The sequence below is a fragment of the Thermosphaera sp. genome (genome assembly GCA_038827615.1).
In the GTDB taxonomy this organism is placed as follows: domain Archaea; phylum Thermoproteota; class Thermoprotei_A; order Sulfolobales; family Desulfurococcaceae; genus Thermosphaera.
Genome location: JAWBNK010000001.1, coordinates 217,212 through 237,684 on the forward strand (window position 1 = coordinate 217,212; position 20,473 = coordinate 237,684).

At 46.1% G+C, this 20,473-nt stretch carries 26 protein-coding genes and 2 tRNA genes; 12 read left to right on the forward strand and 16 right to left on the reverse strand.

Annotated elements, in window-relative coordinates; genetic code table 11:
* The first annotated feature begins 84 nt into the window (after positions 1–84).
* Complete coding sequence (locus QXH45_01300) at positions 85–1,221, forward strand: alanine--glyoxylate aminotransferase family protein (GenBank protein MEM2077886.1); 1,137 nt, start codon at positions 85–87, stop codon at positions 1,219–1,221.
* 28 nt (positions 1,222–1,249) lie between these two features.
* On the opposite strand, the gene QXH45_01305 is transcribed toward QXH45_01300, so the two are convergent.
* The 6 genes from QXH45_01305 to QXH45_01330 all read right to left on the reverse strand — a co-directional run bounded on the left by QXH45_01305 (position 1,250) and on the right by QXH45_01330 (position 6,310).
* Entirely contained in the window at positions 1,250–2,209 is a 960-nt protein-coding gene (locus tag QXH45_01305; GenBank protein ID MEM2077887.1) for a 2-hydroxyacid dehydrogenase, read from the reverse strand.
* A gap of 69 nt (positions 2,210–2,278) precedes the next feature.
* Complete coding sequence (locus QXH45_01310) at positions 2,279–2,953, reverse strand: hypothetical protein (protein MEM2077888.1); 675 nt, start codon at positions 2,951–2,953, stop codon at positions 2,279–2,281.
* Positions 2,950–3,900, reverse strand: coding sequence for a TRC40/GET3/ArsA family transport-energizing ATPase (locus QXH45_01315; protein ID MEM2077889.1), 951 nt, complete (start codon positions 3,898–3,900; stop codon positions 2,950–2,952). Before QXH45_01315 ends, QXH45_01310 begins: the two co-directional genes overlap by 4 nt.
* Entirely contained in the window at positions 3,900–4,196 is a 297-nt protein-coding gene (locus tag QXH45_01320; protein ID MEM2077890.1) for a hypothetical protein, read from the reverse strand. Before QXH45_01320 ends, QXH45_01315 begins: the two co-directional genes overlap by 1 nt.
* 52 nt (positions 4,197–4,248) lie before the next feature.
* Positions 4,249–6,075, reverse strand: coding sequence for a carbon starvation protein A (locus QXH45_01325; GenBank protein MEM2077891.1), 1,827 nt, complete (start codon positions 6,073–6,075; stop codon positions 4,249–4,251).
* A gap of 4 nt (positions 6,076–6,079) precedes the next feature.
* On the reverse strand, positions 6,080–6,310 hold the full coding sequence (locus QXH45_01330) for a hypothetical protein (protein ID MEM2077892.1): 231 nt from the start codon (positions 6,308–6,310) through the stop codon (positions 6,080–6,082).
* 216 nt (positions 6,311–6,526) lie between these two features.
* Between QXH45_01330 and QXH45_01335 the strand changes: the two genes are divergently transcribed.
* Positions 6,527–7,438, forward strand: coding sequence for a glycosyltransferase family 2 protein (locus tag QXH45_01335; protein MEM2077893.1), 912 nt, complete (start codon positions 6,527–6,529; stop codon positions 7,436–7,438).
* A 17-nt stretch (positions 7,439–7,455) separates the two neighbouring features.
* Here the strand turns inward: QXH45_01335 and QXH45_01340 are convergent, their stop codons facing one another.
* Genes QXH45_01340 through QXH45_01355 form a run of 4 tightly spaced genes read right to left on the reverse strand, consistent with a single transcriptional unit; the run spans position 7,456 to position 8,788 of the window.
* Positions 7,456–7,668, reverse strand: a complete 213-nt coding sequence (locus QXH45_01340; protein MEM2077894.1) for a DUF3096 domain-containing protein — start codon at positions 7,666–7,668, stop codon at positions 7,456–7,458.
* 54 nt (positions 7,669–7,722) lie between these two features.
* Positions 7,723–8,151, reverse strand: coding sequence for a hypothetical protein (locus QXH45_01345; GenBank protein ID MEM2077895.1), 429 nt, complete (start codon positions 8,149–8,151; stop codon positions 7,723–7,725).
* Positions 8,148–8,486, reverse strand: a complete 339-nt coding sequence (locus QXH45_01350) for a hypothetical protein (GenBank protein MEM2077896.1) — start codon at positions 8,484–8,486, stop codon at positions 8,148–8,150. Before QXH45_01350 ends, QXH45_01345 begins: the two co-directional genes overlap by 4 nt.
* Positions 8,486–8,788, reverse strand: coding sequence for a hypothetical protein (locus tag QXH45_01355; GenBank protein ID MEM2077897.1), 303 nt, complete (start codon positions 8,786–8,788; stop codon positions 8,486–8,488). The genes QXH45_01350 and QXH45_01355 overlap by 1 nt, the downstream gene beginning before the upstream one ends.
* A gap of 100 nt (positions 8,789–8,888) precedes the next feature.
* On the opposite strand from QXH45_01355, the gene QXH45_01360 reads away from it, so the two are divergent.
* Positions 8,889–8,977, forward strand: a tRNA-Val gene (locus QXH45_01360).
* A 16-nt stretch (positions 8,978–8,993) separates the two neighbouring features.
* Positions 8,994–9,179: a hypothetical protein gene (locus tag QXH45_01365; protein ID MEM2077898.1), complete on the forward strand. Its 186-nt coding sequence runs from the start codon at positions 8,994–8,996 to the stop codon at positions 9,177–9,179.
* A 41-nt stretch (positions 9,180–9,220) separates the two neighbouring features.
* Here QXH45_01365 and QXH45_01370 read toward each other — a convergent pair.
* Positions 9,221–9,306: transfer RNA gene (locus QXH45_01370), tRNA-Tyr, on the reverse strand.
* Positions 9,307–9,376: 70 nt separating this feature from the next.
* Between QXH45_01370 and QXH45_01375 the strand changes: the two genes are divergently transcribed.
* Positions 9,377–10,000 (forward strand): haloacid dehalogenase, encoded by a 624-nt coding sequence (locus tag QXH45_01375; protein ID MEM2077899.1) that lies wholly within the window; start codon positions 9,377–9,379, stop codon positions 9,998–10,000.
* A gap of 496 nt (positions 10,001–10,496) precedes the next feature.
* Here the strand turns inward: QXH45_01375 and QXH45_01380 are convergent, their stop codons facing one another.
* From QXH45_01380 to QXH45_01390, 3 genes are read right to left on the reverse strand one after another with little or no spacing between them, the layout of a single operon-like run.
* Complete coding sequence (locus tag QXH45_01380) at positions 10,497–11,618, reverse strand: glycosyltransferase family 4 protein (protein MEM2077900.1); 1,122 nt, start codon at positions 11,616–11,618, stop codon at positions 10,497–10,499.
* Positions 11,615–12,733 carry an MBL fold metallo-hydrolase gene (locus QXH45_01385; GenBank protein MEM2077901.1) on the reverse strand — a complete coding sequence of 373 codons (1,119 nt, stop codon included), beginning with the start codon at positions 12,731–12,733 and terminating at the stop codon, positions 11,615–11,617. The genes QXH45_01380 and QXH45_01385 overlap by 4 nt, the downstream gene beginning before the upstream one ends.
* Positions 12,684–13,379: a CopG family transcriptional regulator gene (locus QXH45_01390; GenBank protein ID MEM2077902.1), complete on the reverse strand. Its 696-nt coding sequence runs from the start codon at positions 13,377–13,379 to the stop codon at positions 12,684–12,686. The genes QXH45_01385 and QXH45_01390 overlap by 50 nt, the downstream gene beginning before the upstream one ends.
* 62 nt (positions 13,380–13,441) lie before the next feature.
* Between QXH45_01390 and QXH45_01395 the strand changes: the two genes are divergently transcribed.
* From QXH45_01395 to QXH45_01405, 3 genes are all read left to right on the forward strand, one after another.
* Positions 13,442–14,299 (forward strand): TatD family hydrolase, encoded by an 858-nt coding sequence (locus QXH45_01395; protein MEM2077903.1) that lies wholly within the window; start codon positions 13,442–13,444, stop codon positions 14,297–14,299.
* A gap of 326 nt (positions 14,300–14,625) precedes the next feature.
* On the forward strand, positions 14,626–15,627 hold the full coding sequence (locus tag QXH45_01400; GenBank protein MEM2077904.1) for an AIR synthase-related protein: 1,002 nt from the start codon (positions 14,626–14,628) through the stop codon (positions 15,625–15,627).
* Positions 15,628–15,644: 17 nt separating this feature from the next.
* On the forward strand, positions 15,645–16,181 hold the full coding sequence (locus tag QXH45_01405) for a hypothetical protein (protein ID MEM2077905.1): 537 nt from the start codon (positions 15,645–15,647) through the stop codon (positions 16,179–16,181).
* Positions 16,182–16,186: 5 nt separating this feature from the next.
* On the opposite strand, the gene QXH45_01410 is transcribed toward QXH45_01405, so the two are convergent.
* Positions 16,187–16,831, reverse strand: coding sequence for a Snf7 family protein (locus tag QXH45_01410; protein ID MEM2077906.1), 645 nt, complete (start codon positions 16,829–16,831; stop codon positions 16,187–16,189).
* 126 nt (positions 16,832–16,957) lie between these two features.
* Here QXH45_01410 and QXH45_01415 point away from each other — a divergent pair, with 126 nt between their 5' ends.
* The 3 genes from QXH45_01415 to QXH45_01425 all read left to right on the forward strand — a co-directional run bounded on the left by QXH45_01415 (position 16,958) and on the right by QXH45_01425 (position 17,874).
* Positions 16,958–17,266 (forward strand): hypothetical protein, encoded by a 309-nt coding sequence (locus QXH45_01415; protein ID MEM2077907.1) that lies wholly within the window; start codon positions 16,958–16,960, stop codon positions 17,264–17,266.
* 102 nt (positions 17,267–17,368) lie between these two features.
* Positions 17,369–17,689, forward strand: coding sequence for a divalent-cation tolerance protein CutA (cutA, locus tag QXH45_01420; GenBank protein ID MEM2077908.1), 321 nt, complete (start codon positions 17,369–17,371; stop codon positions 17,687–17,689).
* On the forward strand, positions 17,686–17,874 hold the full coding sequence (locus QXH45_01425) for a hypothetical protein (GenBank protein ID MEM2077909.1): 189 nt from the start codon (positions 17,686–17,688) through the stop codon (positions 17,872–17,874). Before cutA ends, QXH45_01425 begins: the two co-directional genes overlap by 4 nt.
* On the opposite strand, the gene QXH45_01430 is transcribed toward QXH45_01425, so the two are convergent.
* Entirely contained in the window at positions 17,860–18,555 is a 696-nt protein-coding gene (locus QXH45_01430; GenBank protein MEM2077910.1) for a hypothetical protein, read from the reverse strand. The genes QXH45_01425 and QXH45_01430 overlap by 15 nt on opposite strands.
* A 40-nt stretch (positions 18,556–18,595) precedes the next feature.
* Between QXH45_01430 and glmS the strand changes: the two genes are divergently transcribed.
* Positions 18,596–20,410, forward strand: coding sequence for a glutamine--fructose-6-phosphate transaminase (isomerizing) (gene glmS, locus QXH45_01435; protein ID MEM2077911.1), 1,815 nt, complete (start codon positions 18,596–18,598; stop codon positions 20,408–20,410).
* Positions 20,411–20,473: the final 63 nt, after the last annotated feature.

Below are 20,473 nucleotides of genomic sequence, written 5' to 3' on the forward strand. Positions count from 1 at the left end.
TCCTCTCTCGTATATAAACTTTGACCGTGTGAAAAGCGGGAAGTTTTATATTAAGAGATCGTTCATAATATAAGTGGTGTCGGAATGCCAAGAGCCTTGTTGATGATTCCTGGTCCCTCGATAATAGATCCCCTAACTCTCCTCGACATGGCTCAGCCTACCATGAGTCACGTGGCGGCTGAATTCGATGAGATGCACAGGGAGTCTCAAGAACTGCTTAAGAAGGTCTTTGGGACACAGGGAAAAGTAGTCGTCATACCGGGCAGTGGCACGGCTGGACTCGAGCTCGCCGTAAGGTCTTCCGTGAGGCGTGGAGAAAAAGTACTCGTCTTAAAGACAGGGTACTTCGGAGACTACTTGGTGGAGGGAGCTAGGAGGATTGGAGCTGAGGTTGACGTGGTTCAATCCCCGCTGGGCAGAGGGTTCGATGGAGGCAGGGTTGAGGCGATTCTAGATGAGAAGGAATACGATGTTGTAATGCTCCAGCATGTTGAAACCTCAGTATCGGTGGCTAACCATGTTGGAGAAGTGGCGAGGGTTGCAAAGAAGCGTGGTATCAGAGTAGTAGTGGATGGAATAGCCTCCGTAGGGGGAATGGAGATGAGAATGGATGAGTGGGGAGTTGATGTATGCATAACTGGCTCGCAGAAGGGGCTGGCCGTGCCCCCGGGGCTCGCGTTGGTTGCTTACTCTAAAGACTTCGCCCCAATAACCGATAATGAAACACTGTACTTCAACATTACCAAGCTCTTGAAGGAGATGGAGTCCACGAGAAACTACTATATTACCCCTGCAGTGAACATGATCTACGCGCTCTACTCTTCGCTCAAGAGGATTGAACGCGAGGGCGTTGAAAACAGGTTCAGAAGGCACAGAATCCTTGCGCAGGCTGTTCAGAGAGGAGTCGAGTCCCTTGGATTGAAACTCGTTGCAGAGGAGCCTTACAGGGCCCACACGGTGACAGCTGTTTACTTGCCTGAAGGCGTCGAATGGGCAAGATTTTACAGCGAGATGCGTTCAAGGAATGTTGAGATTGCAGGAGGGTTGGGTGAGCTGAGAGGCAGGGTCTTCAGGATTGGGCATATGGGAGAGGTGAACGCGAACGACGTGATAGCGACTCTAGCAGCAGTGGAGAGGAGCCTGGTTAAAACTGGGTACAGGGTTGAGCTTGGAGCATCTGTTAGAGCGGCTCAGGAGATACTGGCCTTACATGATTACTAGATTGAAAAACGCGTTGCAAGAGCCAACTCTATTTTTTATTTACAACAGTATCCGGTAGACGCCCCTCCTTGACATATTTCACAACAGATTCTGCGACAAACCTCGAAGTCTCCGCTAGAGCCTCCCACGAGAACCCGCCTAAGTGAGGGGTAAGTATTACGTTGTCAAGACCTATCAGCGGGCTGTCGAGAGGAAGGGGTTCTTTCTCAAAGACGTCGAGGGCAGCATATATTTCACCGGTTTTCAGCCTCTCAATCAAGGCTTCTTCATCCACTATCGGCCCTCTTGAAGTGTTGACTATTAACGCTCCCTTCTTAACCTTAAATACTCTCTCCCTGTTGATCAGACCGCGGGTTTCCGGCGTGAGTGCAATAGTTAGCGCAATTACATCGCACGATTCAATCAATTGATCAAGCTCCATGCGAGAGATCTCCAACCCGTGCTCTACCTCGGGCTTAACTTTTCTATCCCAGTAGTATACTTCTGCGCCGAAAGGCTTCAGCCTTCTAGCCAACCCAGCGCCGATTCTGCCCATTCCAACTATTCCGATTCGTTTTCCGCGGAGAACGTTTCCAATCAAGCCTGGGGGAGTACCGCCTACCCATTTCTTCTCCCTGATGTACTTATCTCCTTTGACGATGTTCCTGTAGTGGGCGAGTATTAGAGCCATTATATGGTCTGCGACAGCTTCGGCGATGTAGTCGGGAGCATTTGCAACATATATGCCTCTCCTAGAGGCTTCCGCTAAATCTACTTTATCGAGTCCGGAGCCTTGAACCATGATGAGCTTAAGCTGTTTTCCCAGGTCTATTATTGACTTGTCGACAACGTTCCATGGTGCTGCCACTAATACGGTTGCATCCAATAATTCTTTCTCAAGCCAATCCCTTGGGGCCTCCCTCCCCGGGTATATTGTGAAGTTTACACCGTGGCTTCTAAGTACTTCGACGCCTGCTCTGTGAGGCTCGAACATGTATACGATTTTCATGCGGATTACCTCTATTTAAATAACTAATGGAGACTTGAATAAAAAGCATGTATATTTATTCAGAGCTGACTACTTCTTTGGAGTTTTCTTGACCGTTAATTCTTTAACAACAATACCGTGGAATTTTAGAAACTCTTCCAGATTTCCCAGTGAGAGGTCGTAAGCGACTGATACGAGGTTTTCTTTCGGGGACGCCATTATCAACGTTACCGGGAGGCTGGTCCTACCGGCGAGTTCGATCACCTTGTCGTATAGTTTTTCATCGCTATAGTAGATTAAGTAATCGTAGTAACCTTTAAAGTTCTTCACAAACAACTGGTTCAACCTATCGCCAGCGGAGTGTTTTAAAACGGCTTTATCAATCACGCTGTTCTTCTTAACCAGGTAGACCTCGCCTGGCACAGTGCTGTCAGCCGGCTTAACAGCTATCTCGAGCCTGTCCTTTCTCCCAGCTATTTTGGCTATCGGATAGTAGATCAGAGAGTGCCTAGGAACAGTTGTCACCAGCACGTATACTTGATGCTTGCCCGGAAGGACGTATCTAGCCTTATATCCCACTAGGTATCCTAGCCACTGATACTCCTTGGATGATGGGTTGAAGTGTTTCTCTAGTAGAATGGTTGTATCTCTAAGAAAAACGATCAGTTTTCGTCGAAATCGGAAGAACCATATCGCGGACGCCGCTCCGAGAACGGCTAATACGATTATGATTCCATATATTATGAGGAACTCATCGAGGCTCATGAAACCACCTTCACTAAATTCTCTAGTTCAGCGATATCTTCAAGGCTTTCAGTCGGCTTCCCCAAGTAGCTTATCGACAGCAACGGAATGTTGTAAGAGGAGAGCTCCGACATTATTGCTTCCTGTTGCTCCCTAAGCCCCATTCTATCTGCGACCTCTGCCGGCAGTATCTTGTTTAATACGAGTATCTTAGGACTAGTATTCAACTTTAGTCTAAGGAAGTTGATGGTCTCCTTGAGCTCGTAGACGGGGAGGGGTTCTGGCGTTGCTACGATCGTGTATGATGTTTTAGATGAATCTTTGAGAACATTGACTAGGGTTGAATACTTCTCCCTCATCTCTGTTAGGAGCGTGAGCGCCTTATCTTTGACCTCGGGTTCGCGTCCAAGAGTCTTTGCGATCGCATACTTGAGCGATAATATCTTACCCCTGACTTCGATGAGTTTTTCTATCCATATCTCGTAGAGCTTGGGCAAGTATAGAGTTCTCAGCGTTACTCCGGTGGGGGGAGTATCGATCACGATGAACTCGTATTTGACGTGCTCGTACGTTTCTTGAAGAATCCTCAAAAAGACCTCCTCTTCAACCCCCGGCATGTATTTCACAACGTCTACCACATTCTCTATGTTTAAAACTTTCAAAGATGGAAGCATATCCTTAATCATGCTTGCATGCCGGTTCAATTCTCGAGCTACTTCCATATCCACATCGAGTTGTTTTAGGACCAGACCCTCTCTAATCCGAGCCTCTCTACCCAAGATCTCCTCGCCAACGTACCTTACTAGGTGTTTAGCCGGATCTAGACTCAGCACCAAAGTGTTTCCAATCCTCGACAAGATGAGCCCGAATAGTAGTGAAACTGTTGTTTTACCCACGCCTCCCTTGCCTATGACGAATACCAAGTGGGGGCAACACTCGTATGGTGATAGAAGGTTTAGCAGACTCATCACCACTCGCCTCCCAACGCAGCCATTAGATCTCCTAAAACGTCCTCTCCCTTCACTCCTCTCGTCTCAAGGATGCTTATCTCATCCTTAACAGTGCCCAGGATTTCTAAGCTGAGCAGTGCTGGGGTTGTCTTTACTCCTATTAGCGGTCCAAAAAGAATCGTTAAAAACGCGTTCTCCAGTTCAACGTACTCGATCTCCAGGGCTTCGACGCTCTGCTCTAGTATGGCTTGGTTTAAACCCTTGATGAATAGGAAAAAATTCATGATAATTAGCTTCAACCTATCCAGGATCATTAAGCACACCAATGAGTGACGTGTTTAGAAAAAAGATTACACCATTTTAAACCTAAGCCCTAGGGGCCTGTCTTAACGCTCTAACGAACAGCGTTATCAAGAGTATGTCGAGCCCTAACGAGACTGCAACGATTAATCCCGTGGTTCCAATATATAGGGTTGGCAGATACGGCACAATATAGATCAGCCACACAAACAGGGCAGCTGTCACAGTGAACCAGAGGAACGCCGCGGGAATCATTATTAAGTAGCTCACTCTCCCGCGCACTTTGAGCACGGCGTACACCCAGAGCGCCTCAGTCAATAGGGCTATTGCCGCAAGGAGCTGATTGGTCCCAGCGAATGCTGGCCAAATTACCTGGTACGCGTAGATGTTTCTACCCGGATTTACCGGGTCTGGTATTTGCGGGTAAGCCATCACAGCGCCAATTAGAATAGGTATCAGTGATGCTACCCACCTGTTTGTCAGCAATTTATGGAAGCTTACATTTCTATTCTTCACCCAGTCGAACATCTCCATCCAAGCGAATCTGGCGAGTCTGTTCGCAGTGTCAAGAGTGGTGAGGACGAACGCCGACAGAGTCCACGCCGCGAAGGTTGAGAAGCCCTTGTAGAGCGTGGGGAAGTTTTCAACGCCCATGATCCTTGACCACACTAAAGCTTGTACTAGCCCGTAGGACGTGGTGAATCTGGGTACTCCTCCAAGTTTTAATATATTCGGTGTTGCCGTGATATTGATTCCGGCATTGGTCAGCGCGTTTACAGTCAACCCTGCGTTCGCTGCGAACGCCGAAAAGTCCCAGACAATAGCCGCTGGAAGTATTACTGCTAGGGATGACACGGCACCCTCAGTTAACATTCCTCCATACCCAACGAGGAGGGCATCGAGCTCGTTGGCTAATTGCTTCGAGGTCGTGCCGGAGCCTACCAGAGAGTGGAAACCTGATAGCGCTCCACAAGCGATAGTTAAGGGGACAGTCGGCCAGAACCAAGCGATGTCCCATCCAGCCGGCGGAGTACCTGATATGGCTCCTATCGTAGTGCCCTTAGCGGTGAAGCTCGTGATAAGGGGCCCCGTTAGCCCTATCACGGGGATTGCGAGAGGCACAACAATCGCTAGGGCGACAAATCCCCATAATAAGTAGGCGTTCAAGTAGTCTCTGGGCTGTAGCAGGTACCAGACAGGCAGTGAAGCGGCTATAAAACCATATAGCGTTAAGATTAAGACCCAGGTCTCGTATGGAAGAACAAGCTTGGTGTTGTAGCTTAAGAATATGAGCGCTACCTCGAGAATTAAAGCGATCACTGTAGCAGTCTTAATGTTGACTCCCGCCCTGTATACTAGGACTCCGAAAAACAATGCCAGCGGCATGTAGAATACTGCAACCGTGGCTGCTGAGGGAGTGCTAACGAACGTTGATGACGCCACGCTGAGGAATGCGGCGAGAACCAATACTAGGGCGAACCATGAGTAAGCTAGAAATATGTACCTTGCCCTCCTGCCCATGGTGGATTCTGAAACACTCATTACTGATATTCCACCGTGCCTAACGCTGGACATTATTGCTAAGTAGTCGTGAACTGCTCCGATGAACACGTTGCCGAATAAAACCCATATAAGTGGTAGTCCCCACCCCCAGTTCAAAGCTAATGCTGGGCCCGTGATCGGCCCGGCTCCAGCAATGGAGGCGAAGTGGTGTCCATAGAGAACGTACTTGTTCGCTGGGACGTAGTCTACTCCATCGAACTTAGAGACGGCTGGGGTGGGTTTTGATGCATCGGCCTTGACGACGCGTCTCTCCAGAACCTTTTTACCGTAGAATATGTAGGCTAATGCGTAGACGATTAAGACCACAATGAGAATGAGTATTGGATACATGGTCTCACCTGCTCTCTGTTTTAGTGCCTGTTTTAGCCTCTATGAACTTCTTGATGGCTACGGGTACTTCGCCGAGCCATAGCCATGGTCCGAGCAATATTAATATGAACCCTGCGGTCGCCGCCAGTGTTGCGTTGTCGCCCGTTACTACACCCCCTGTGGATATGAACGTGTAGAAGAGAATGATTATCGCTATGATGGTTATTATTAGCCCCACCATCTCCTTGGGTTTCATACTTACCACCAGGATGTATTTGTACTAGCAAATATAAAAACTATGCTTTCATCCAAGACTTCATTCTCAAACAACTCAGTTATCATAGGATTTAGGAATAGTGTATCTTATACAACCATCTTCAAGATTAAATATGATGAGGCTTAAAATCCGGGGTCGCTCATATTTTAATATATACAGGTGGTTTTTATCCACCAAGACCTAAGAAATGTCACTGTGATTATTCCCACCTTGAATGAGAGAGACTCAATCCCTCTAGTCATAAGCGAGCTATCAGAGGCGGGGGTGCCCAAGGAGAATATAATAGTGGTTGATGGCCACAGCACGGATGGTACGGACAAGATTGCGATGGACCTCGGGGTTAAAGTTATTCATCAAAACGGAAAAGGTAAGGCGGATGCTGTTAGAGAGGGCTTGAGGAGGGCGCCTACAAGGTACGCTGTAATAATGGATGGAGACTACACATATCCAGCTGGGGTTATTCCAAGGTTGCTTTGGAGGGTAGAAGAGGGTTGTTCGGAAGTCCTCGGAGCACGGGTCAGAGGGAGAGAGAACATTCCACCTCTCAATAGAGTTGGAAATAGAATTATCACATGGCTTTTCAACTTGTTCTTTGGGACGAGGCTGAGGGATGTTCTAACGGGAATGTACCTCGTCGATCTGAAAGAGTTAACCGACGCGCTACATGAGACGGAAGGTTTCAGTATAGAAGTAGAGCTGGCTTCACATTTCGCCGGTAATGGATTGGAGGTTTGTGAGGAGGAGATCGAATACAGGGGGAGAATCGGAGTTAAGAAGCTAAAAGCCTTAGACGGCTTCAAGATAACGTGGGATCTAGTGAAAACAGCCTGGAGGTATAATCCCGTTGCGCTCCTCCTTCTATCCGCGAGCCTGCTTCTGATCCCAGGACTCATTCTCGGAGCGTATGTTGGCTACCACTACATTTTCACTGGAATAACCTACCACGTTAAAGGATTGATAGCAATAGGATTAACAATGACGGGGTTTAATTCTTTGCTATTAGGGTTTTTATCATTGTATTTGAAGAGATTTGAGCTTCGAGTGAGGAAGAATTTGAAAAATATTGAACTTAGATTAGAGAGACTCTACGATCATGATGGGAAATAGTTGTGAAAAACAGAGAACTATTTCTTCTTTAATGCTCTTCCCCTCAATAATTCGTCAACAAGGACGAGGACTCCATTGATTATTAGATATATTGCTATCAAGATCGCAACTAGATCCGGCCAAATCCATATTATTATGCCGAACAATAGCATTATGATACCGATCAACAGTCTCGGGGCGCTAATACCTAAGTACTTTCTTAGCATCTCGTCAACGGCCCTCTCAGCCAATACACATCCCCTCGTTTTCAACTACTCCAGTATTTTAATTAATGTTTTGCATGGTTATATATATCTGTCAACGGCCCTTAGCATGTCGTCAATGGAGGAGAGGAGTGAGTGAACCACGGTAAACGTAGCTAAGGCGTACACCAGTATCGAGAAATTGATTCGGACTACCAAGCCATCAAAAAGGTGTTCAATTAACCCGTGGTTCAGAGCTGTTAAAAAGACGTATACGATAATAACGCTCCTGAGTAGTTTGAAACCAATTGAGATGGGATGATGTTTCAACCAGCCAGTGATTACGGAGAGAATTATAACTATTGTGAAGTACAAGGATATCCAGGCAGCATCCAGCCCTAAGTCAAGCCCCAGACTCCTTAAAACCGCGGGGATCAATATTAAGTATACAGTGTATTGAACTGCTCCAACAAAAACCTCCTTGAATGCGTTGACCGCGATCTGCTTAGTTTGCTTCATTGACTTTTTCAAACACTCTCACCGCTTCTTTTGAACTCTAATTCAACAGGATATAGTCCCCCTATCGTGAACGACAATTTATTCGGCTCCTCCATATAACTACAGTCCACGGTTACGTTTTTCACGGAGCCCTTTTCCAAGTCTCCGATCAGGATGCTATGATTCCCCATCCATAATGTGAAATTCTTCAACAATACAGTACCCTCGTAGTGCACATTTATTTGGCAATGGTCTGCACCTCTAACGGGTTCTATTTTGAAGATCTCACTGCTTGCGCTTGAAACATCCTGTACAAACGCTACTAGGGGATAGGTTAATCCGACGATCGTAAAAGACAGCAGTATCATTAGCCCTGCTTTGAAGACTCCATACGTATTGAAACACCTTTTTCAATCCTGCGGAGCTCGAGAAGCGTGTGGACCCCGTTTTTCAGGGTTAAACCCCCAGCGTATATGATTAGTCCTATGAAGCCAAGCCTTGCCACTAGGCTAAGTAGCTCGGTTAGAATGCTCGTCATCGCTTCATCAATATTGGATTGAGAGATTATGGGTGTATAAGTATAAAATTGTATTATGGCCAGGGATACGCCGAGTCCGACTAGAATTATCCCAATCGCGATCAATAGAATGCTTAAATTCTCGGGTTTCAAGATTTCACTCTCGAGTCTCTTATATATGGAGTCGAGTATTTAAACGGGGTTGAAAGATTTTAACCCCTGGGAAGCATCATTAAATCTTGACTCGGATAGAGGGCCCGTCGTCTAGCCTGGTAAGGACGCCGCCCTTACAAGCCCTGCTGGGAGAGGCGGAGGCCCGGGGTTCAAGTCCCCGCGGGCCCATTCAAGGTGTTCGGCCTTGCTCGGGCAAAAAGATCCTGAGGGATATTATATCGTGAAAATCAGAATAGACGACTTCAACAGGATAATCAAGCACTTAGATGACAAATGTCTAATCCAAGAACACGGAGGCTTCGTCTTGGTGAGGACAAAATCCAGGAGAACAGCTTTTAAGATTTTGAAAGCGACCTCAGAAAAGCCCTAAAACTATTCACCAAACCACGCCGAAGAATGCGATTTAAAGGATCCCGCGGGGGGGAATTGAACCCCCGGCCACCCGGTGCCTGCGGCTCCCACTACAGCCGGGCGCTCTGCCGCTGAGCTACCGCGGGATCCATTTTAAATGTAGATTTAGGGTTTCTTATAAGTTTTACCAAGATATAATCTACAATGGTGCGGGTCTTGGGTCTCGAGTTGCAAGTACTACAGGTTTTAAGAGTTGACATGGAGTTTGTAGCAAAAACACTCGATGAGAAGGACAGGGTTAGAGAGGAGGCTATTAGATTGTCGAGGGAGATCGTGAGGAGGGCAGGGGACTTGATTTCAATGGTGCACAACAGGAGATTCAATGAAGCCGATGAGACCTTACAAATCCTGAATTTAAGGAAGGAGGAGCTGATGAGGCTCCTCTTAAACCACACTGACCTCCTCTATTCCGGGTTAGCGTATAATGCTTTCAGCGAGTATGCTGAGGCATTGGTCGTTTATAGTTTGATTTTAAAGAAGAAAATGCCTTCTATTACCGAGATAGGGGTTCCTGTCCCAGCATATCTTCAAGGGCTTGGTGACGTCGTGGGAGAGCTGAGGAGACATGTTGTAGACTTGTTGGACGAAGCAAAGGTGGAGGAGGCCTCTAATTTTCTGAAGGTGATGGAGCTGATATATGAGAATCTAAAACGCCTCGACTATCCCGATGCAATAACACCTGGTTTGAGACACAAGGTCGATGTTGCGGCGAGGCTTATTGAGGATACAAGAGTATTGATACTTTCGACGAAGAACTCGCTCCGATGTCAGAAAGATTAGAGAGCGGTATAAGACCCAAGACTTTCTTACTTGGCAGGATTTAATCCAAAATTACTCTCTAGTATAATACGGGATTCATTGAAAATTGATTAGAGCCTAAGGCGTTTCCTCCTACTCTGAACGCGAGCTCGTCGCATATGTATCGGGATATTATTCAATACACGTGCGCCGTCCTCTCTGTCTTCGTTCATAATGAAGGAACGCTATCTCATAGCCCGCGTAACAGTCGAGTTGTTTACGAGATTTTTACTCCATGAGTGAAGATCCGTGATTTGCCTCCTCTTCAGCCAACTCTGATGTTTAACCTCAAGATTAGGCTCAGCTTCGTTTTATCAGCTTCCGCAATTACGATGAGGCTGTTTCGATACAGGTGTCCTGAAAGGGTCCGTATGCTACTCTTTTAATGTCGGCGTCTTACGAGATCTCAAGTTACAGCTGAAGCAGTCTACGGTCCGAACGGCTCTTCTTCATCACGGTTCAGGTCCGCAATTTATCTTCATTCCTTCAAAACGTATCTCCGCAGGGCCTGATATACTTTGAAATGGAAGGATTCCCTGTCGAAGAAGAAAGCCCTAGTTCTAGCATTAGCGCTTAATTTCTCCCATTCCCTTTGATCTCTACTCAAGCTGATTAGTATCTGGACGACCTCTTTGAGAGTATCATAGGGTTTCACTATATTGCTATTATACTCTCCAATATCAGTCCAACCACCACTGTCTGAGGGAGCGATAACGGGGGTTGCGGCGGCCATTGCTTCAACAATCGATATACCGAAGTGCTCCTTAGGTGTTAGATGTACGTATGCGAAGGACTCTCGATAAAGCCTAAGGAGGTCTTGTCTAGAAATATTCGGTATAATCTCGATATGATCCTCAAGCCCGCCGGTTTCTATGGATCTCTCCAGATCCTTGTACAAGTCATCGTTGTGTTTTGATAATGAACCAGCTAGGATTACTTTGAAATTGACTCCACTGTTTTTAAGCAGAGTGGCCAACTTAATGGCTCTCTCAGGCATTTTCTCGGGGCTGATCCTCGATACTGTTATAACTTGAGGTTTTCTCTCGTTAAACCCTATGGGTTTCGCTAAGAGTAGTTGCTTTAGATTCGCCGGCGGGTGAATTATGATGGGGCTGATCCCATAGTACTTCTTCAAAAATTCAGCTGTGAACGTTGAATTCGCAATATGACCTTTAGCTCTTCTAAAAACGTATGGGAAGGCTACAGCGTTAAGCAACGAGTATGTTTTACCTATCAAGCGGCCGATCCCTTTGAGTCCCGGATAATACGTGTCGTGGGGTAGTAGGCTCGGGTAATGGAAATATATTATATCTCCCACACCGGACAAAGCATCTCCGCTAGTGTTGATCGTTAATACTGGTTTTTCGCTCGGTTCTCCAAGACCTATATCATAGTTTTCCAGCTCATCGGGCTCTATTCCAAAAAATTTTGAAATATTCAGCAAGTCGTGGGGGTTTCGAAGAGTCCACGAATCAATGTAAACTTGAAAACCCTTCTTAGCGAAAGCAATTGCGGTTTCAAGAGTAACGTACTCGCTTCCCCCAGGTCCCATGATCATCGTGTTGATCATGTGGTGTTTCACAACTATTGTACGACTCATGTACACAGCTCCTCCACTTGTGTCTCGCCGTTGCCTGGGAGAATTATCGTGCAATATCCTCTTTCCCTCAAGGATTTGGCAAGGGAGTAAGGATCTCCATCCCTCGATGCGTCAACAGCGACTAGGTTGGGTTTAGCTAGCTCAACGTATTTTACCAAGTCGTCGAAATCACTGTGATCACTTAAGGCAACCAAGTAGCTGTGATCATCTATTCGTTTGAAAGGTTCACGAAACTCCCAGCCACTGAGAACAACGTGAAGTGCAGAGCCGTCTAGTCTTCTTTTAGAAGCAGCCATCATATGTTTAAAAACAATGTACCTTTCGCGTTCCCTATAACTTCCCTCTTTAAACACGTTTTCTATCTTTATTCCATACTTCTCAAGGGCTTTAGTGATCTCGAATACTTTCTCGGTCAACACGAATGGCTCATTAATTCCCTTAGCCCTGAGGATCCTCATCGCCTCCTGTAGCTTGCCGTGGTAACCGTAAATCACGACTCTTCCGTAATACGATAATCCGTAGTCGACGAGCTCATACAGTATGTCAGGAACGTGGTCTTTGAATGGTCTTCTATGATTGGGATTCCCATAAGTAGCTTCGATGACGAGGAGATCGAGGTTCTTCATTATGGGAGTATCGCTGGTTAGCTTGAAGTCTCCCGTGTATCCTAACTTGAACCCATTATATTCCACTAATACTTGTGCAGAGCCCACAATGTGTTCAGCGGGCAAGAGAGTGATTTTTTCAACATCAGTGGAGTAAACCGTGTAGTAGTTTAATGCTTTAGCCTTGGATTTGAATAATGGGATGTATGATCTGCTCACGTATCCCAATAATTGGATCATTTCGAGCGTTATAGGGGTGGCTAAAATGACTTCCGACTCCCTCACGCTTTCAACAAGCTGATTTAAATGGTCTGAGTGTGCGTGAGTCACTACCCTTATACGCTTGCCGCCATGACCATCAACAGATATATTCTTGCCTAGAAGGATAGCTCCGTTATCAAGTATATCTACCATTTTCAATAGTTCACGATAATAGTATTTTTTCAACAATGATTTTCCCCTATGCAGGGTCCTTGAATAATTGTCTCCAAGCCTTGGTCTTGGGGTCAAAGATTATGAGGTTGTCATCGTAAAGCGCTCTCCACAACGCGTAGCCTTTCTCACCAAGAACTTGCTTGATCTCTTCATCCTTATTGCTCGTCAAGGCCTGGAATAACCTTCCTTTGAACTCGTTCCAGAATTCCCTGTCGACTGCTATTCTCTCTCGGCTGAGCTTTAACACTACAGCTCCCTCCCTTTCGAGATATGAGAAGAAAGCATCTCGCTGAATCCTCGGGGGCAGGGTGCTCTCGAATAAGATTTTATCCTCGCGCAGTCTTTCTATCCCTGTCTTATAAGCCTTACCCCGCTGAACCATCCCAGACGGTTTAGCTTCAAGTTGCTTAGCGGAGAGGTCTTTCACGAGTGATTCAACATGGTCAAGCCTCTCGTAGAGCTCGGAGACTTGCCTTCTAAGGGAATCTATGACTGATAAGGACTTGTTTAGCTCGTCTTGAATCCTTCGTTCAATCCTTGGCCACATCTTCTCTAAATCGTATTCTTTCGGAGATTCAACGCCGGTAGCGTGACGCCTCAGGAGGTCCTCGATGTATGTTGAAACATCCTTGTATCCTTTTCTCTCGGCTAGAGATGCCAGCTTATCGAATACGTCTTTCGAAATCCTTATTCTGATCTCTAAAGCATCGCTCGACTCCATGATAGCATCCTAACCTATATTATGTCTTCAAACCCTCATTTAAACAGGGAGGTCTTAGGGCCTTGATCTTCGCAGATGCTCACTTGCACTCAAATCCTGTCTACGGTCTCGGCGCTGAAAAGATCGCTAAGAAGTTTAGGAAGGAGGGAGGCTGGTTCATAACTCTCGTGGCGCTTCCGCCACACTACTATGGTTTCAGCGATGCTTCACAGGAATCTTATAGAAAGGTTTTAGACTTAGTGGTTAGGGAGGCTGAAGCAGCCAGGCACGAGGGTTTAGTGGTGCGTGTCCTAGCCGGGTTTCACCCAAGCGAGATAGACGAGTATTTGAGAAGAGGGTTAAGCAAAAAAGAGGTTTATGAATTATCGGTTGAAGTGCTTAAGATTATAGAAGATTACTTGAAGAGGGGTTTGATAAACGGCATAGGCGAAGTAGGGAGGCAACACTATGGGACCAGCCCGGATAGAACCGTCCTCTCGGAATTAATCATGACGGAAGCTCTCGAGCTATCCTGTGACTACGGGTGTGTGGTTCACTTACACTTGGAACAGGGCGGCTGGGTTACCGTTTTCAGTGTTAAGAAAATCTTGGAGAGACTATCATGTAAGAATAATAAAGTGGTCCTCCATCACGTGAACTATGAGACAGGAGTGTGGAGCAGTAAGCTTGGACTGCCTGCTTCTATCCCAGTTAAAACGGGCTTGGAGAAGATACTGGCGACTCCCCAGTTGAGCTTTGAAAACTTTCTCGTGGAATCCGACTTCATTGACGATCCGAAGAGGCCCGGTGTCTCGGCCTACCCATGGGATATTCCCCGGTTTTTCAATGAAAAACTAGAAAGAAACGAGATATCCGAAGAGCTTGCCTTCAGGATTAACGTGGATAACGTCTCAAAGGTATACGAGGCGACCCCGCCGTGATTAGAGAGACAAGCGGTTACTGCGAGATCTGTGATGTTGAAAGGGCCGAGCTCGTCTGCAGGGTTTGTGGGAGAAAAGTATGCAAAAGCCACTTTGACACGGAAAGAGGCGTCTGCGCTATATGTGCTACAACATTATGCGAGTTCTGTAGAGCTCAGCTCTCAGTTGGGTATTGTATTTCATGTGGAAGAATGGGGTGTGAAGACTGTATGATACAATTATCTAATGTAGCATACATATGTAAGAAGTGTTTTTCTACGAACCCTAATTATAAAACACTATATAGGCTTAAACGACTGAACGAGGCTGCGCGATAAGGTGATTTCATGACGGGGAAAACCGGAAAGCTCGATTGGAGGACAATGTCGATCCTGCTGAACAGTCTTCCCATCAGAGACCCTGATCTAGTCATGGGGCCTTCCCAGGGCGAGGACGCCGGTGTGGTCAGAGTTGGAGAGGGCTTCATGGTGGTCCACTCTGATCCAATAACGACCGGGGTTAAACACGCTGGTTACTTATCTATTCACGTGGCGGCTAATGACCTCGCCGTGAGGGGCGTTCGCCCTCGGTGGTTTCTCCCAACAGTTCTGGTTTCTCCCAAAGCAAGTAGGGAGGAGCTTGAGTTAATCTTCAAGGACATGGGCAGAGCCCTGGAAGAATTAGAGGGGGTCGCAGTTGGAGGACATACAGAGGTAACCCCCGGACTCGATAGGACGATAATCATAGTAACGGCTATAGGTTACACTAATGGAAGAGTCATCATGACAAGGGATGCTACGCCGGGCGACGTAATAGTATCCATTGGTAGGATCGGCGGAGAAGGAGCAGGAGTTCTTGCATGGGATTGGGAGAATGAGTTGGTGAGGAGGAATGTTTCGCTCGAAGTCATCGCTAAGGCGAGGGAGTTTGTATACGACGTCAGCGTGGTTAAGGTCGCTCTGGAGCTTAGGAGCATTGTAAATTCGATGCACGATGTTACTGAGGGAGGCTTGATCCAAGCCTTGAGAGAACTTGCAATAGCTAGTGGAAGCAAGGTCGTGATCAATACTTCAATGATCAAACTTGACCCTGTCGTTGAAAAAGTTGTGAAGACCATGGGGCTTGATCCTTTGAGAATATTGAGCAGTGGATGCTTAATCGCTACTCTCCCAGAGAACAAGGTTGACCAAGCTAGGCAGATAGCCGAGAAGCATGGGAAAGATTTCAGCGTCCTTGGGAGAGTGGAATCCTCTGGAGAACCGATCCTTTTGCTTGTAGATGGTGGGAAGATTTCTACGATAGATAGCGATGTTGTTGATGAGATTTATAAGGTGTGGGAATTATTCTAAAACCATTGGTGTGTATGATGGGGAAAATATCAAGCGAGTTGTTGAAGGCGTCTAATACCCTGTTAGACATCGCCGATAAAATATCCAGCGAAGCGTTAAAGGATACTGGTCGAATGAACCCGAAGATGGTTAGTCTTATCTCAAGAGTTAGAAGCGACATCGAGAGATTAGGGACTATCGTTAAGGCTATCGGAGAAAGAGCTCAATCAATCTCAGAGATAGAAGAGGGGTTAAAGCTGGCACAATACCTATATGCTTTCTCGATTAAGGATAAACTGGTCGTAGCCAAGGTGACTCCTAGAAAATTCGTGATAACTTATGACCCAGCTAATCGTCAAGTGGAAGTCTCATCGAGCAGGTTCAAAGCGATATTCGCTCCAGGATCGGTGAAGATGGTTCACAGAGGATTTTCAATCGAGTTCAACCCTTATGAGAAAGAAGAGTATGTCAAACATTATAACGAGATAAAAATTCTTGTCAATGAGCTAGAGAATGTTTTAAACCAAAAACTTGTTCAAAGTTTGAATGTGAAGCTTGGAAAAATCGTAGCGTAGGTGTTTTAAGGAGCGGCAGTGGTTTTAGAGGCCTCTCCTTCTCCAAGCCCGACGGTCCTAGGTAGCTCTGCGAAGCGCTCTTTAATCTTCTGCTCAGCTACGACCTTTGCCTCTTCGAGCACCTTCTTAGCTTCGCTGTCGAGACCCGTTCCGACTTCTAGGGTTAAGTCGACCATTCCAGCACCCATGGCGCTTTCAAGCTCTCTTACCGCGTACTGTAGATCAATCCATATGTCGGGTGCAACTCCCTTGAGTATGCCTAAAGCCTCCTTCATTACGCCGAGTACGGGTGCAACTTCATTTACGGCTCCACCATATATCACGAAAGTCTCGAGCTTTAGTGAAGCATGTTCAAGCGCGTATTGAACAGTGAGCAATTGCTTCGAGATCTTTCTTATCTCGGCGACTTCGCGAGCATACATTCTAGCTCTAGTCTCATCCCTCCTGGAGAGCGAGTCAACTATCATTTCGAAGAGTTCTCTATCCCTCTCAGCTAACTTTTCAATGTAACCGTTGATTCTCCCTATCGCTGTCTTAACCCTGTACTGAGCCACTATGGCCTTCTTCTCAACGGGCTCTCTGTCGTTAGTGAACAGTTTTCTCAGCTTGTCTCCAATGGTTTCCTCACGCCTGATTCCAGCCCAACTCATATGTTCCACCAAGATTGAAGTCCAGAACTCTTATCGCAATTGAAATGTTTTTAAAGAATAGGGCTTATCGCAGATGAATATTAATAATTGATGCAACCGATAAATGGTTGAGGAGGTAAGTTGAGAATGAGCTCTAAGAATCAGCTTGATGCTTATATAGTCTGCGAGAGAGAGTGCTCCCTTCGATACATTGAAGCCTTAGCCATGATTGGATTGCTGGAAAAAGCGGGTATCCTCGAATGTGAAAAGCCAAGGTTTAAGAGGATAAGTGGAGTAACGATCACGGGAAAAAGAGTTGAATCCAAATGCTTCTTTGACGAGGAGGTTGAACAATCTTTGAGAATCATAAACATTTATATAGGATTTGCACGTAGACACGAGGCTTCGAAACAATTAACAATTGCCGAGACCACGAAAGAGTTGGGCGAAGCATAATAAGGTAGAAGGAGTAGAGGATTAATAAGGGAATGATGAATGGTATTACCGGGGAGCCTAAGCGATGAACGGGGCCCAGAACTGACTTCTGGGTGGGGGTCCATGGAAGGGGGTTGGATTCTAGTTTTAATCACTACGAGTAATTATGAGGAAGCATCGAAGATAGCGAGGACTCTTGTCGAGTCGAAGCTTGCGGCATGCGTGAATATCGTTAGAGAAGTTTCAAGCATCTATTGGTGGGAGGGGAAGATAGAACAAAGCGGTGAATCCCTCTTATTAGTTAAAACTACTATTGAGAGATTAGAAAACCTTGTAAGAAAGGTTAAAGAAGAACATTCCTATTCTGTCCCTGAGATAATTGCTGTTCCAATAATCGGCGGGAACAAAGACTATCTCAGCTGGATCCGCGCCTCAACGAGTTGAAGTCTTTGGAAGAGACTCTAACCAGGGTTACTCAGCCTCTTGGGGCGCAGGGAGCAGGTGAGAACTTCTTAAGGCTGGATGATTTCGTGGTAGTGGCCTTATTAATCATCATAGCGGTTTTTCTGGCTTTGTATATTTCAGAGCTTAAGACGAAAGAATTCTCCACCCCTTCAAGAAGCAATTAACCCTCTAAGGCTCAGCGACCTCTCAGCGTTTATCAACGCTTTAACAGGAGTATCGCCTTCTCCCACCCCGATTTTGACTTCGAAATCATATCCTTTCAAGTCCTGGATTCTCAAAGGGTCCAGTAGGATTATCGAGCGCGAGTAGCCGCATTCGAGGAAAATACCACCTAACTTATAGGATAGCTTAGATATTTCTCCGCAGTACTTTTTACTGATGAAAACGCTGGAAGCGATATCACTTTGAGATAGCTCGTGACTGTAGTCGAGTATTCCAATAACGTATTTATCGAGAGGCCCATCTATGTATGTAAAGCCGGGTTTCCTTGTTAACATTCGTGAAGCAATTAGTAGAGTAGTAAATGGTCTCTCGTGTGATACTGAGACAAAACTAACACCATGGGGGGCTATCTGGTTAATAACCAAGTATATTTCTTTTTCAATGCTGGAAGTCGTCTTACCCGAGAGTATAGTCAGGATCCCTGGAACAGTTTGAAAAACTAAGCCTTCATAATCGCGATAGTATTCACTGAGGACTTGGCGAATCTTGTTTGATAATTCATTCAACTTTTCAAACCCTAGATAACCGTTGAACAGGAGTATTCTTTCGGCTTCAAGTATTTTTACATAAGATACCCTGGGCAAGTTGACCATTCTCCCTTTGTCGCGTAGTACTTTAGACAATAATAATATATGCTCTTCTGATATATATCTTGGGGATTTTATGGGCGGCATATTCGCCGTAGTTTGTAGGGAGAAAATCAAGGACAATTCCCTATACACGGGGTTGAAGAGGCTATTGTATAGAGGGTATGATGGAGCTGGTGTCGCGTTTTTCAGGGGAGAAAAGCTCGTAGTTTTAAAAGCCCCTGGTCATCTCGAGAAGGTTGCCCCTCAATTGAACTACTTAAACGTGGATTCCGAGATCGCTGTTGCTCATACAAGATATGCTAGTAGAGGCTGGCCTGTTTTTGAAAACACTCACCCTCTTCAAGACTGTACTGGGAGAATAGCGGTCGTGGGCGATGGTATAATAGAGAACTATGAAGAGGTGAAGAAAAAACTAGAGGAGAGGGGACACGTTTTCAAGGGAAGGACCGATACAGAGGTCGCAGCGCATTTTCTCGAAGAAGAACTTTCCAAGGGCTCTAATGTTGCCGGCGCACTTCAAGAATTAGGCAGGAATTTGAGAGGGCTTTACTCCTTAGTAATTTTGGTAGAATCATATAAGAAAGTATTTTTCGTGGCAAATGGACAGCCTCTTGTTCTTGGATTGGGTGAGGCATGTTCGTACATATCTAGCGATATCTCATCTCTCCACGGGTTCGCCGAGACAGCATACCTGATAGAGGATGGCACGGTAGGCTGGGTTGATCAAAACGGCTTTTCAAGCATAAGAATGAGCGACGGCAGCACTATCACGCTTGCAGAACTCCTAGCTAAGAGGGTTAAGTTCGTTGCGGAGGCAGGTGACAAAGGGGGATTTCCCCATTTCATGCTGAAAGAAATATATGAATCCCCCGAGGCTCTTAACAGGGTTCTTTTAACAGTGATGGAAAAGTACTTAAGACTCGCATCGATGATAGTTTACGGTGCGAAGAACACGTATATATTGGCTAATGGGACCAGCCTTCATGCTGGAATGATAGGCTCCTATTATTTCAGTGATCTTGCTGGGGTAACAGTTGACACGGTTTCAGCGGCAGAATTTCCATATTACTTATTGGACACTGTTGAAACTGGAACTGTCATAATAGCGATAAGCCAGAGTGGGGAAACCTCGGACGTGATATCCAGTATAAAGCAGGCTAAGCAAAGAGGCGCAGTGATCGTGGGGATCACTAATAACGTTGGCTCTAAGCTTGCATTGGAGTCTAATGTTTACCTGCCAATCGGGGCTGGACCTGAGATAGCCGTTCCAGCGACTAAGTCCTTCACGACCACGCTGGCGACTCTCTTGTTGCTTGCCGCATACACTGGGATGTTCACTGGTAGAATAAACACAGGTGAATACAAGGGAATCGTTGAGGAGATTAAAAGCGCTTCTGCCTTAATGAAGGAAAGAATCATTGAGTTTGACAAGAAGGCGTCCGAGATCGTGCAGATGAGTTATAATTGGGACAGTGTGTATGTTGCTAGTAGCGGGATCAATTATCCATTAGCATTGGAGTCAGCATTGAAGCTAAAGGAGGCAGCAATCATTCATGCGGAAGGTTTCCAACTCGGCGAGATGAGGCATGGACCAATGGTCCTGTTGACTAAAGATTTCCCAGTTGTGTTAATAGAACCGGCTGAGGAACAGGCTAAACCTCTTTACGTGAAGGTCTTGGAGGAGGCTAGGAACAAAGGTGCTAAGCCGATAGTTATCGGACCTGGAAGATTCGGCGATACAGTGATGATCCAAACCCCAGAGGTCTCCCGATACCTCTCTCCTATAGTGCTTAGCCTTCCTATACAGCTATTGGCTTACAGGCTTGGAGTGGCGTTCAAGAGACCCATTGACACTCCTCCGGGACTGGCTAAAGCGATCATTGCGTAAGGCTTATACTTGCTACTCAACATTTTAAATAGCGATGAAGGCAATGAAGTCTCCTAGTCCAGG

Excerpts from the sequence above, each read along its gene's own strand:
- QXH45_01300 (MEM2077886.1), top strand. The coding sequence starts at position 85 with ATGCCAAGAGCCTTGTTGATGATTCCTGGTCCCTCGATAATAGATCCC.
- QXH45_01305 (MEM2077887.1), bottom strand. The coding sequence starts at position 2,209 with ATGAAAATCGTATACATGTTCGAGCCTCACAGAGCAGGCGTCGAAGTA.
- QXH45_01310 (MEM2077888.1), bottom strand. The coding sequence starts at position 2,953 with ATGAGCCTCGATGAGTTCCTCATAATATATGGAATCATAATCGTATTA.
- QXH45_01315 (MEM2077889.1), bottom strand. The coding sequence starts at position 3,900 with ATGAGTCTGCTAAACCTTCTATCACCATACGAGTGTTGCCCCCACTTG.
- QXH45_01320 (MEM2077890.1), bottom strand. The coding sequence starts at position 4,196 with ATGATCCTGGATAGGTTGAAGCTAATTATCATGAATTTTTTCCTATTC.
- QXH45_01325 (MEM2077891.1), bottom strand. The coding sequence starts at position 6,075 with ATGTATCCAATACTCATTCTCATTGTGGTCTTAATCGTCTACGCATTA.
- QXH45_01330 (MEM2077892.1), bottom strand. The coding sequence starts at position 6,310 with ATGAAACCCAAGGAGATGGTGGGGCTAATAATAACCATCATAGCGATA.
- QXH45_01350 (MEM2077896.1), bottom strand. The coding sequence starts at position 8,486 with ATGATACTGCTGTCTTTTACGATCGTCGGATTAACCTATCCCCTAGTA.
- QXH45_01380 (MEM2077900.1), bottom strand. The coding sequence starts at position 11,618 with ATGAGTCGTACAATAGTTGTGAAACACCACATGATCAACACGATGATC.
- QXH45_01390 (MEM2077902.1), bottom strand. The coding sequence starts at position 13,379 with ATGGAGTCGAGCGATGCTTTAGAGATCAGAATAAGGATTTCGAAAGAC.
- QXH45_01400 (MEM2077904.1), top strand. The coding sequence starts at position 14,626 with ATGACGGGGAAAACCGGAAAGCTCGATTGGAGGACAATGTCGATCCTG.
- QXH45_01405 (MEM2077905.1), top strand. The coding sequence starts at position 15,645 with ATGGGGAAAATATCAAGCGAGTTGTTGAAGGCGTCTAATACCCTGTTA.
- QXH45_01410 (MEM2077906.1), bottom strand. The coding sequence starts at position 16,831 with ATGAGTTGGGCTGGAATCAGGCGTGAGGAAACCATTGGAGACAAGCTG.
- QXH45_01415 (MEM2077907.1), top strand. The coding sequence starts at position 16,958 with ATGAGCTCTAAGAATCAGCTTGATGCTTATATAGTCTGCGAGAGAGAG.
- cutA (MEM2077908.1), top strand. The coding sequence starts at position 17,369 with ATGGAAGGGGGTTGGATTCTAGTTTTAATCACTACGAGTAATTATGAG.
- glmS (MEM2077911.1), top strand. The coding sequence starts at position 18,596 with ATGGGCGGCATATTCGCCGTAGTTTGTAGGGAGAAAATCAAGGACAAT.